Here is a 12,792-nt window from a genome sequence, read left to right as displayed (position 1 = left end):
ACCTTTAGTTTAAAAAGGGCCTATTGTTTTTTTAATTTTTTTCTAAAAATAATTTGAGGATACAGATAATTGCAGTTATGTCTATTCCTTTTAACTCTTGTCGAAGTGTTTTTAAAGCTTTGCCTATTTGATTTTTTACTGTTTTAATGCTTATGTTTAACTCTTCGGCTATCTCTGTATGTTTGAGTCCATTCATTCTACTCATTAGAAATATATTTTTACATTGATTGGGAAGTTGGTTTACTGCTAATAAAACTTTAGATATCTTATCTGAATGGTCAAAATCCTCTTCTTCCCACTCGTATTGCGTATTTGTTATTTCCTTTTCGTATTTAGCCTTTACCACTTGATGTCTTAAGTGATTTAGTGCTCTGTTTTTAACGGCTTTGTATAAATAGGCTTTTGGTGAACTACTCTCTAGTTTATGCCTTTTTTCCCACACTTGCGCAAAGGTTTCCTGAGCAATGCCTTGTGCAATATCAGTGTCTTGGGTGAACTTGTAAGCATAATGTTTTAGGGGTTGGTAATACAGCCTAAATAACACTTCAAATGCTTGTTTGTCGGAGCATTTTATTTGGTGGAATAAATCTTGTTCAGTTGGCATTTGATGAGCTTCGATGGGTTGGAGTTTGTTGATGTTGTATTAAATTGTCAAATGCAAAAGTATTTATTTTTTTAATATGATAAATATGTGTGTATGCAATATGTATTTAGTAATAAATCTGCACTTACTGTTACGGTAATTTCATGGTAGTATTGGCATTTCGTTTATAGTGATTATTCTTTCGTTTAATATCTTATCATCTTTGTAGTAATATTAGCATTAAAAGACTGAATGATGAATTGGAGAATATTATGCATACTTGTGTTTGTTGGCCTTGTTTTAAGTTCCTGCAGTAAGGCGCCTAAACAAAAGGGTTTTGTAATAGTTGAGAATGGTAAGTTTTTGTTAAATGACGAAGCTTATATATATGCGGGTACTAACTATTGGCAGGGAATGCATTTGGGATCAACTAAATATGGAGATCGTGATCAGTTGAAAAGAGAGTTGGATCAGCTGAAAGCTTATGGTATTACTAATTTAAGAGTTATGGCTTCATGCGAGGCCGATAAAAATTCGCAGTTTTGTATGCAGCCGCCATTGCAAAGCGCTCCAGGTATTTATGATGATAATCTGTGGGAAGGCTTAGATTTTTTACTGGCTGAAATGGCTAAACGAGATATGAAAGCCGTGATGGTATTAAGTAATTTTTGGTCTTGGAGTGGAGGATTTTCGCAATACTTAAAGTGGGATGATCAAGGCAAAATCCCTTATCCTCAACTTGAATCGTATTCTTGGTGGGACTATGGGGAATATACAAAGCATTTTTTCACCAATGAAAATTGTGTTAAGTGGTATAATAATCATGTGGTTAATGTGGTCAATAGGGTAAACTCAATAACGGGATTACCTTATAGGGATGATACTGCTATAATGGCCTGGCAATTGGCCAATGAGCCTCGTGGATATGATAATGTAAAACCTTTTGCCAGTTGGGTTGAGTCTACCGCCGATTTAATTAAAAGTATTGATAGAAACCACCTGGTGTCTGTAGGTTCTGAGGGAAATACACCGTCTCCTAAGGAAGGACTTAGTGCTAAAGTGGATAATGCCTATAAAAGCATCGATTATATCACCATGCATATTTGGGTGCAGAATTGGAATTGGTATACGCCTGGAAGTGGGAATGAGGCTTATGAAAGTATGATTGCTAAAGTTGATAACTACTGGGCAGATCATGTTAAGGTATCCGGTGAGTTGAATAAACCTTTGGTGTTGGAAGAGTATGGCTTAGCCAGGGACTCTTTTAATTATAATATAGATGCTGATGTTTTAGAAAGGAATAAGTATTACGATTACGTATATAGTAAGTTTGTGTCTAATGCTAAAATGAGGGGAGCGGTTCAAGGAGTTAATTTCTGGAGTTACTCAGGAGAAGGGCGACCAGCAAAGGCCGGTGAGTATTGGAAATCAGGTGATGATTTTGTTGGGGATCCTCCACACGAGTTACAAGGCTGGTATGGTGTATATGATACAGACCTTAGTACCTTGGAGGTTATTAAAAAGAATATAGATAAAATCAAGAAATAGTAAATTGGTAATAGTCATTGGTCATTAGTAGAAAGCTGAGGAGTTATTACTATTGACCATTGGCTACTTTCCGATCACTAATTTCAATGAATAGTTACGAGCTTCTGCTGTGCTCTGAATTCGCTTGGGGTGCAGCCTTTTTGTGTTTTAAAAGCTCGGTTAAAGTTTGATATATTACTAAAACCGCAGTCATAACATATTTCAGATATGTTTTTCTCTGAATCTATCAGTAAGCGCGCAGCAATGCCAATGCGCATTTCTGTTAGGTATTCTGTAAACGAGCGTTGTGTTCTCTTCTTGAAAAAATGGCTAAATGCCGATGGCGACATGTTTACGAGTGTTGCTACATCTCCTATTTTAATGCTGTTATGAATATTGTCGTTTAAGTATTTATTTACAATGTTTATTCTTCTGCTCTTTGCCGTATCAAACTGTTTAACGTAGGCAGGAGAGGATAAATTGGTTTTATTTCTTGAAGTAGCCAAGTCGTATAGTAACGAAAGCATATCAATAACAGAGTCAAAGCCTTGATTGTTGGATAGGTTCATAATTCTTTCTGTCATCTCTTCAGTTGTCTGTTTAGAAAATAGTACACCCATTTTAGATTGCTCAAGCAAATCTCTAATAGGCAAAGCTAATTTCCGCGAAAGAAACTGATCGCTTGGGAAACAGGAGTGAAATTGCAGTGTAATAACATGTGCATTTTCATCCGTGGCCGTCCATGCGTGTGGTGTATTGGGGCCAATCATAACTAAATCTGGCGATGAAAACTCCATGATAGAATCGCCGATAATTCTTTTTCCAGAAGCGTTTAAAACGAGGTTTAATTCATATTCAGGATGGAAATGAACGGGGAAATCGAATTTAGCATTTTTATGATTCATGATCACAAAAAAGTCATCTTCTGATAATGGAGCAATTTCTCTAATGATACGTTTTTGCATAGCCTTATTGTTATTGTAGCTACAAATATAACTAAATATTCATAATAGCATTATTTAATTGTATATTGTAAATATCAGAATAAGAGTGTTAAAGGCTTTTGAATGTTGGGATATGTGCTAATAATGATTTTATGAATTCATCAAATCATTAGTTAATGACATTAAAAGCAAATTATATTTCTTCAATTCCATATAGATTTGCAAAGTGATTAATCATTAAAAAATATTAAAACAGGTTAGTTAATGTAAAATTAGTGGAATGAATTGAGTCTTGATAAAATGTTCTTGATGCAGAAGAGTATTTAAAATTGACGAGTTCCATATGACCAATGAAAATTAAAATTTACACGCATGAAAAATAGGTTTGGAATATTTAAACGTGCATTCTTGGTACTTACCCTTTGCTCGATATCTGCTTTTGCTTTTGCTCAGCAGATAAAATTGCAAGGAGTAGTCTCAGATGTTTCGGGAATGCCGCTTCCTGGCGTAAATGTTTATGAAAAAGGAACAACAACAGGAACAATCACAAATATTGATGGAGAGTATAATATTAGTTTAAGTTCTGCGGAAGCAACAGTTGTTTATTCTTCTATCGGTATGGTGCAGCAGGAAATGGTTGTGGGAGTTAGAACTACACTTAATGTAGTGTTGGAAGATGAGATGCTTGGGCTGGACGAGGTCATAGTTATTGGTTACGGTTCGGTGCAGAAGAGTGATTTAACGGGAGCTGTTTCTTCAGTTAAAATGGAGGCATTACCGATGAAGCCAGCAGGTTCAATTGATGGTTTATTGCAGGGGCAAAGTGCAGGAGTTCAGGTAACAGCATCTTCTGATAGTCCGGGAGCTGGAGCTACTATTCGCATTAGAGGAGGTAGTTCGTACCGAAGTGGAAGCGACCCTTTGGTGGTTGTAGATGGTTTTCCTATTGGAGATGCCGGTAATTTAAGTCAGATTTCTCCCAATGATATTGCATCTATGGAGATTTTAAAAGATGGTTCATCTACTGCTATTTATGGTTCTCGTGGTGCCAACGGTGTTATCATGATTACTACCAAAAAAGGTGCGCAAGGTAAGATGGAGGTAACGGTTTCTCAGCAAAACACAATTTCTGAGTTTACTTCTGAATTAAACTTATGGAGAGACCCTGTGTTGATGGCTGGTTTAAGTAACGAGAGTCGTATTAATGGTGGTTTTGTTCCTCTATATGTTGGAGCTAATGATCCTAATGGCGTTTATTACCCTTCTGTTAAAGAACTAGAGGATGGTTCTTGGCCATATAATACGCGTTGGGATGATGTAGTTTTTCGTAATCCAGTTTCTAATAATACCAATATTGCATTGCGTAGTCAAACTGAAAAAACACAGTTTAGTTTAAGTACTACTTATTTTACCGATCAGGGTATTTATATAGAAGATGACTACAAAAAGCTGAATGTAAACTTAAATGTTACGCATAAAGCACACGAAAAATTAACCATTGGTACTAATGTCTATTTCACCAAAGGAAATAGAAATAACAATGGTGGACTAGCCTACTGGCGTAACCCTATTTTTCCAGTTTATGAAGACAACGATCCTACAAAAGATTATTACTTAGTAGGAACACAGGATTATAGTCACCCTATTGCATTAACTGAAAATAGATCAAGCACTACTGAGTTTCTTGATTTTTTAGGAGCGGCTTATGCGGAGGCTCAAATTCTATCGAGCTTAAAATTTAAATCGCAGTTAAATTATAAGTACGGTCGTTCTTTGTCGGAGTACTATAATCCAAAAGTATATACCGAAGACGGAACATTTAATAATGGTTCGGCAGGTATTGATAATTATGATACCAACGAAATTATTTCAGAGTCTATCTTAACTTTTGATAAAGTGTATAATGATACACACAAAGTAAATGCGATGGGAGGTTTTTCATATCGTTATAAAAAAGATCCTAGCTCTTCGTTACGTGCATACGATTTCTTAAATGAATCACTAGGTAGTGGAAACCTTTCGGGTGGTGATCCAGAGAAACAACGTGTTTCAAACGGATTATCAGAAGAGGTGATGTATTCATGGTTTGGAAGATTAAACTATGTAATGGCCGAAAAGTATATGGCAACGCTTACCATGCGTGCAGATGCTTCTTCCAAGTTCGGACCCAATAACAAGTGGGCTATGTTCCCATCTGGTGCCCTAGGTTGGAAAATGCACCACGAAGATTTTATCAAAAATTTAAATGTGTTTGATGAATTGAAATTACGTGCCAGTTACGGTATCTCGGGTAACCAAGAACCTATTGGAGCTTACTTAATTAATAGTAGATATGGTCAGGATCAATACTATGTAAATGGTAGATGGCAAACAGCTATCGGACCAGGTTATGTTTCTCGATGGGATAGTCAAACAGGAAAAAAACTATGGAGTGGTATTCCAAATCCTGAGTTAAAGTGGGAAACTACACGTCAGTTGAATTTAGGAGTCGATTTAGCTTTCTTCAATAGAAGGCTACGTGTTATTGCCGATTACTATAACAAATATACCAACGATTTACTTCGTGAGCGTTGGTTGTCACCATCTGCAGCATACGATTTAATGTATGTAAATAGTGGGGAGATCAAAAATCAAGGTATTGAGTTAACTATTGAAGGAGATGTAATTGATACGCAAGACTGGAGATTATCTGGGTCTTTAATTGTTTCTAGAAACAAAAACGAAGTAGTTGCACTAGGTGATGAGCTAGCATTTGGTTTAAGTAGTGATCCTAATACTGGAATGTTATATGAGTTTAACGGAAGCAATGTTGAGGCTTTTAGAGCTATCCCTAATATTTTAGCAATTGGTGAAGCGGTAAATGTATTTTACGGTCACAAGGTGGATGGAATCATTCAAAGTGAGCAAGAAGGATTAGCTGCTGGGTTAGACGGAAAGTTAGCACAGCCAGGAGAGTTTAAGTATGTGGATATAAATGAGGATGGTGTAATTGATGAAAACGATCGTACCATCATTGGTGATCCAAATCCAGACTTTTTAGCGAGTTTGAATCTACAATTGAGTTATAAAAACTTGGATTTAGCCATGTTCTTTAATGGTAGTTTTGGTCAGGATGTTTTAAATACTAAAGCCTTTAGCGAGCCAAGTAATACGCCATTGCGTTGGACTCAGGATAACCCAACCAACGATTACCCAAGCTTACGCGACGGAAGAAATTATTACTTGTCTGATTGGTATGTTCAGGATGGAAGTTTTGTACGTCTACAAAATGTTTCCTTAATGTATAATATTAAAAACATTGGCCTATCGTGGTTTAAAAGAGCTCGTGTAACCGTGAATGCAACCAACTTATTTACCATTAGCAATTTTGAAGGCTACGATCCTGAAGTGGGTAATGATGGAATTTATTGGGGAGGATATCCTAAGTTAAGAAAATACACATTGGGTGTAGAGTTAACTTTCTAGTTCATAAATACAATGGTTTAATAAAAAGGATTTAAAATGAAAACATTATATAAAATATTATTCAGTTTGGCCATTGCAGCAGGGGTGTACTCATGCGAGAGCCTGACTGTAGAGCCAGAGGGGTTTTACTCTGATAAAAACTTTTATAAAACAGTTGAGGATGCCGAGGCTTCGTTGCTGTATGCCTACGATGCTTTAACCTTGGTAAGTTATGCCCCAGTTACATTCTATTTTGCAGAGTTGGCCACAGATAACTGTAATGTTAAGTCGGATGAAGGAGCTGATGCAACGGCCTTTACCAATTGGGAAGTTACATCTCAAAACGAGCTTTTATCGCAATATTATCGTTGTGCATATATCGCAATTAACAGAGCTAATGCCGTTATCGAAAATGTAGAAGGAAGAGGTTTTAACGAGGTTGATGAAAAGCGTCTGCTTGGTGAGGCTTATTTTTTAAGAGCTTGGAATCACTTTAATATAGTGAAGGCATTTGGTATTGCTCCATTGCAGAAATCGTTAGTCGATGAAATTGAGGAAACTAATGCAAGTTTGCCTGAGGGTTTTCAAGAGATGTACGCTTTTATGATTGAGGATCTTGAAAAGGCGAATGATTATTTGCTGGTGAATAGAGTTGCAGGACGTGCTGATAAAATAGCAGCACAAGCTTTGTTAGCTAAAATTTATTTATTCGCAGCTTCAGCCAAAGAGAGTGGTGTGCCTAAATATGATGCTTTAACAGAAAGTGCTGAAAACCTTTATGCAAAAGCAGCTGAGTATGCTGAGTTAGTTTTAACTGCTCAAAGTGAATATGGTCATGATGCTAATTTGCAGAATATATACGATGTAAACGCTAATGAAGGTAAAGAGCATATCTTCATTTTATCAATGGACCGTTCAGGTACACAAGAAGGTGATTACTCTAAGTTATCTAAGTATTTTATTCCTTGGATTGGAGGAGGTACTGTTTATCTTAAAAATACAGATGAATCATATTCACCAACGCATGATGGCTGGAGTGTATTTCAAACTACAGATGAGTTGGTATCTAAATATGAAGCTACAGATAAGCGAGTAACAGAGCTCTTGGTAACTGAAATATTTGATGAGGATAATAATTCCACAGGTACTGTTGCTGACGGGACTATTATCTATCCTTTTACACGTAAGTATATCGATACAGAATTTGAAGGGGATAAAACAAGTACGCGTCCATACTTAATTCGTTATTCAGATATTCAATTGGTGTATGCCGAGGCCATGGCAAACGCAGAAAGCTTGCCGTATTACAACGAAATTAGAAGAAGAGCAGGGGTAAGCGAGTTGACGGATTTATCTGGTTTAAGCCAAGATGATTTTAGAAACTTAATTATTGAGGAGCGCCAGCGTGAGTTCGCTTTTGAAGGTGATCGCCTTTGGGATTTAAGAAGAAAAAATATGGTGCAGACTTATGTCACACAAGCAGCGGGATTGTCTCCTGAGCAGCTTGCTTTTTATCCTATCCCACAGCGCGAGAAAGATTTGAATCCTAACATAAATTAAAACGATAGCAATGAATAAGTTATTATATATATACGGATTGGTACTAGCGGTTTTTATGGCCTCTTGTACGGAAGACCCTTTAAGTAAAATTTACGAAGATGGTTCTTCATGGAATCATGAGCGTGGCATTAGTGCTTTGGTGCTAAAGAATCAAATTGGTTCGGCAGCAATTGTTAGCAATACCGAAGAGTCAACAGTAACCGTAGTTTTAAATACCGATGTTGAGCCAAATATCTCATCAGTGGAGATTGAATATATAGGCCTTTCGTGGAATGCATCTGCTGATGTGGCAGAAGGTTCTACCTTGAATTTTGATAATGAGGAGAAAAAAACAACCATAACTGTCACGTCTGAAAGTGGAAAAACCAAAGAATGGACCGTTTATGCACAAGAATTTTCTAATCCTGTTATGGGAGAATGGAGGATTGCTGTACATCGTTTTTCTTGGGATGATTACAATGGTTGGGGTAATTCAGGTTACGATGTTGATCTTGTAAATGATATGCCGTTAACCGCAACTGGATTAGATGATGTAATCACATTTGGAGCAGTTGAAGGAATTGAAGATGGAAAGCCTTACGGAACCTACACTCGAACTGCAGGAGCAGATAATGAGTTTGCGAATTATGTTTTTGATGATGGCATTCATGAGGTAAAAGACTGGGCTCCGCAGTTTGGTCAGCTTCAAGGAGGTAAAGGAAAATATTATATCGATGAAGATGGCAACGGAGCACTAATTGTACGATTGGTAATGGAGTCGGGTAGTGAATCAGCTACTGGGGTAATTGAGATAATTGATGAAACAACGGTTAAAGTAAATCTGGAACCAACCATGAGAGATTTAAGTCTTATTGATTGGGACAACTATTATTCCACGTGGAGTCATTTAGTTTCTTGTATTGGATCATACTACCATTTAGAAAAATAATATTGGGAAATGTTACTGGGGGATATCTATCTTCCAGTAACTCATTCAAATTCACAATAAATGAAAAAGCATGAAACAGAAGTTTTGCTGAGTGAATGTTTTTTCAGAAAAATAAAATTTTAGATAATGAAAACAGGACTTATTATAATAGGAATAATGGCCATGCTACTGTCCGTTTTGGCATGCGAAAAGGATGAGGGAACACCTGATAGTGTAATTAAAAACCGCGAAATTATCATTACTTCTGATGTAATTTCAACGGACTTTGTTGGTAATGGAGCCCAATGGGGAGGTTATGACTCGGTGGGGGATTGGATTGGACAAGAAACTTTAAGTGATGCAGACTGGAATACTTTATTTGAGCGTATTGATTATATGCGTCCACCGTTTTTACGCATCCTTACTAATGCTAACAATGCTTACATATATGATGGTAAATACGACGAAACAAGTATTTCTGGAAAATTGCTTAAAATGTTAGAATATGCACAAAGCCGAAATATTGAAATTACCTATGGCGAGTGGGGGCATCATCATACCGGAAATATTGGCGATATCGATATGGAATGGATTGCTAACTCGGTTAAGTTCTTAAATCATTTGGTGAACGAAAAAGGATATTCTGTTATAAAAACGGTAAATATCATTAACGAACCTAATGGCAGCTGGTCTTCTACGCAAGGAAGTTATGATGTATGGAGAGATGTGCAAGTAGCCTATTTAGAGGAGATGGAGAAATATGAACTATCAGCGATTAAGCTAATGGGACCTGATGTGGCTATTTTTGATAATACCAACGAAACTACATGGATAACAAAAGCTGCCAACGATTTAGATGATGGAATAGGTCTTTATGATATTCATGTTTATCCAAAACAATTGATTGTTCGTAGTGGCGATTATACTTCTATGTTGCAGGCTTATCGCGATGCTACGCCAGAAGGTAAAAGAATTGTTTTAGGTGAGATAGGTTTTAAATATACCGAGGTTGATGCTGGATTAAAAGAAAAGAATGAGGCAGCTATTGAGGCAGATCCGTATGCGGGTGAAGATTCTAACATGATGATTTACGAAGCTTTTTACGGAGTTGATATGGCGGATGCTATCATGCAATCAATGCGAGCTGGATTTTCAGGAGCCTTGGTTTGGGACATGGACGATGCCATGTATGTGAGTCCGGATGGAGATGACTATAGTGTAGATCAAATGAAGCGTTGGGGGTTCTGGAATATTCTTGGCGAGGAGCATTGTAGCGATCCTGCAGATGAGGAGATTCGTCCATTCTTTTATCCTGTTTCGCTGTTATGTCGTTATTTCCCAGCTGGCTGCGATATTTACGATATTAAGTTGCCTAATAAAAAAGGCGTTCGTGCTATTATGGGAGCTAAGGATGGTAAGTATACTATCGCGCTTGTGAATTCTCATTATTCAACTTATCCAGTTGTATTAAAATCCGAATCTATAGGTGGTTTAACCATGGATAAATACACTTATAAGTCTAATGCTGATGGAACCTTTGTTGGGGCGGTTGACGAAAATGGTTTTGCAAAACCAGCAGAAACGAATGCTTCTTTCGATTTTAGTAAAGGTGTAGATATTACATTAGAGGGTGAGTCATTCATCTTATTTACCAACATGCAATAATAAATACCGGATTATAAATAAATGATTTACATGGCAGGCGTCTATTACATGTTTGATGTCTGTCATAAACTAATTTTTATGTCTTAAAGTAGCTTGTATGGGCAGCTCTATTTTAAATAAATAGGGTGTATGAGCTACATGTTAGACTTAAAAACAAAACAAACTTAGACAGATGAAATTAACGAAACACGAAAATAACCCTATTTTAAAACCTCACGCAACTAATTGTTGGGAGAATCTTGTGGTTTGTAACCCAGGGGTATGGTACGAAGATGGGAAGTTTACGATGTTATATCGTGCTGCTGGAGACGATGAGCAGCATTACATCCGCATGGGTACGGCAGTAAGTAATGATGGAGTAAATTTTGAACGAGTTTCTGATGAACCAACCTTTGGGCCAAGTGAAGATGGACCAGATCAAGGTGGGGTTGAAGATCCTCGTATCGTAAAATTTGGTGATGAGTACTATGTGACTTATGCCTATCGTCCTCACTATCCAGGTCAGTATTGGAAATTTGAGCATGATGTTATTTTATTACCAGAGACGAATGAATATTCACCTGCAGTAATGAAGGATAATATTGCAAACTCAGGTTTGGCTGTAACCAAGGATTTTAAAAATTGGCGACGTTTAGGTCGTGTTACCGAAAGTAACTTAGATGATCGTGATGTGATTCTTTTTCCAGAAAAAATCAATGGTAAATATGCTATGTTGCATCGTCCAAAACAATGGATTGGTGATGAGTATGGCGTAGATAAACCAGCTATTTGGATTCGTTTTTCGGATGATTTAATGGTTTGGAATGAGCCAAGTACGATGATTATTGGTGGAATTGACGGAACGTGGGAAGAAAAAGTTGGCGGATCAACGCCTCCGTTAAAAACGGATGATGGTTGGTTAGTGATTTACCATGGTGTTGAAAATGGCGGCCAAGGATATTATCGAGTAGGAGTTGCTTTGTTAGATTTAGAAGATCCAACCAAAGTGATTGCGCGTGCCAGCGATTGGATTATGGAGCCTGAGCACGATTACGAAATTGAAGGATTCTACAAGGGGTGTGTATTTCCTACCGGTAATGTAATTGTAGACGATACTTTATATGTTTATTATGGAGGAGCCGATAAATACGTTGGTTTAGCCACTTGTAGTGTATCTGAAATATTAGATTTTGTAAAAAAGCATAAATAGACTAGTAATTGTACAACGGCATTTCACGTGCTGTTGTACGATTTAAGTAATTTAGAATCGATGAAAAAGTATATAAATAATTTTGTTTTAGTTGCGCTGACTTTGTTTTCTATCAGTACAAGTGCTCATTCTCAAAATCCCAATTTTCATATCTATTTATGTTTCGGGCAATCTAATATGGAAGGTTCTGCAAAAATAGAAGGGCAAGATAAAACGGCTGACGTTCGCTTAAAAATGATGTCGCCAATGGATTGTCCCGATTTGGATAGAAAATATGGAGAATGGTATACGGCAGTTCCTCCATTGAGCAGTTGCTGGCATGGTTTATCGCCTGCCGATTATTTCGGAAAAACAATGGTTGCCATCCTTCCAGATAGTATTGAAGTGGGTGTAATGAATGTAGCCATAGGAGGCAGTGATATCCGATTGTTCGATAAAGCTATTTATCAGGATTATACCGATACCTATCCAGAGCCTTGGTTTAAGGAAAAGGTGAATGCTTATGGAGGAAATCCATATGAGCGATTAATGGAAATGGCTAAAAAAGCCCAAAAAGAAGGTGTGATAAAGGGAATTCTTTTGCATCAGGGAGAAACCAATGAGAGGGACGAGAATTGGCCGTCGTATGTTAAAATTGTTTATGAAAATATGCTAAAAGATCTTGGCTTGAATGCTGAGGATGTACCATTGTTGGCAGGCGAGGTGGTTAATGCTGATGTGGGTGGAAAGTGTTCAAGCATGAACCATATTATTAATCAACTGCCAGTTGTTGTGCCAACTGCAAGTGTTATTTCTTCAAAAGGATGTGCAGTTAGCAAAGATAATGTACACTTTAACTCTGAGGGAGTTAGAAAACTAGGAAGAAGATATGCAGTGGAAATGCTTTCTATTTTAGGATATTAGTGTTGGAGCAAGGAGAACGGAGAAAGAAAAAGGGAATAGTGCATATCACATACAATCCTGTTGGGGTTGA

General features: G+C 37.2%; 9 protein-coding genes. 7 read left to right on the top strand and 2 right to left on the bottom strand.

What is annotated here, in order from left to right; all coding sequences use genetic code 11:
- Window positions 1-31 precede the first annotated feature (31 nt).
- Window positions 32-604, bottom strand: coding sequence for an RNA polymerase sigma-70 factor (locus A8L32_RS07995; RefSeq protein WP_066629936.1), 573 nt, complete (start codon window positions 602-604; stop codon window positions 32-34).
- Window positions 605-838: 234 nt separating this feature from the next.
- On the opposite strand from A8L32_RS07995, the gene A8L32_RS07990 reads away from it, so the two are divergent.
- Entirely contained in the window at window positions 839-2,131 is a 1,293-nt protein-coding gene (locus A8L32_RS07990) for a glycoside hydrolase 5 family protein (protein WP_066629971.1), read from the top strand.
- Between the two features lie 83 nt (window positions 2,132-2,214).
- On the opposite strand, the gene A8L32_RS07985 is transcribed toward A8L32_RS07990, so the two are convergent.
- The gene (locus A8L32_RS07985; protein WP_066629933.1) at window positions 2,215-3,075 is read right to left on the bottom strand and encodes an AraC family transcriptional regulator; all 861 of its coding nucleotides are present in this window, start codon (window positions 3,073-3,075) and stop codon (window positions 2,215-2,217) included.
- Between the two features lie 351 nt (window positions 3,076-3,426).
- On the opposite strand from A8L32_RS07985, the gene A8L32_RS07980 reads away from it, so the two are divergent.
- The 6 genes from A8L32_RS07980 (at window position 3,427) to A8L32_RS07955 (ending at window position 12,722) form a co-directional block, all read left to right on the top strand.
- On the top strand, window positions 3,427-6,519 hold the full coding sequence (locus A8L32_RS07980; RefSeq protein ID WP_066629930.1) for a SusC/RagA family TonB-linked outer membrane protein: 3,093 nt from the start codon (window positions 3,427-3,429) through the stop codon (window positions 6,517-6,519).
- 36 nt (window positions 6,520-6,555) lie between these two features.
- Complete coding sequence (locus A8L32_RS07975; RefSeq protein ID WP_066629928.1) at window positions 6,556-8,058, top strand: RagB/SusD family nutrient uptake outer membrane protein; 1,503 nt, start codon at window positions 6,556-6,558, stop codon at window positions 8,056-8,058.
- A 10-nt stretch (window positions 8,059-8,068) separates the two neighbouring features.
- Window positions 8,069-8,986, top strand: a complete 918-nt coding sequence (locus A8L32_RS07970; protein ID WP_066629925.1) for a hypothetical protein — start codon at window positions 8,069-8,071, stop codon at window positions 8,984-8,986.
- 126 nt (window positions 8,987-9,112) lie between these two features.
- The gene (locus A8L32_RS07965; RefSeq protein WP_066629922.1) at window positions 9,113-10,630 is read left to right on the top strand and encodes a hypothetical protein; all 1,518 of its coding nucleotides are present in this window, start codon (window positions 9,113-9,115) and stop codon (window positions 10,628-10,630) included.
- Window positions 10,631-10,802: 172 nt separating this feature from the next.
- Window positions 10,803-11,819, top strand: coding sequence for a glycoside hydrolase family 130 protein (locus A8L32_RS07960; RefSeq protein WP_066629919.1), 1,017 nt, complete (start codon window positions 10,803-10,805; stop codon window positions 11,817-11,819).
- Window positions 11,820-11,879: 60 nt separating this feature from the next.
- Entirely contained in the window at window positions 11,880-12,722 is an 843-nt protein-coding gene (locus A8L32_RS07955; RefSeq protein WP_066629916.1) for a sialate O-acetylesterase, read from the top strand.
- Window positions 12,723-12,792: the final 70 nt, after the last annotated feature.

The sequence above is a fragment of the Labilibacter marinus genome (assembly GCF_001659685.2).
GTDB classification, from domain to species: domain Bacteria; phylum Bacteroidota; class Bacteroidia; order Bacteroidales; family Marinilabiliaceae; genus Saccharicrinis; species Saccharicrinis marinus.
Note: the sequence above shows the minus strand (reverse complement) of the source record. Positions and strands in the feature narration are given on the sequence as shown.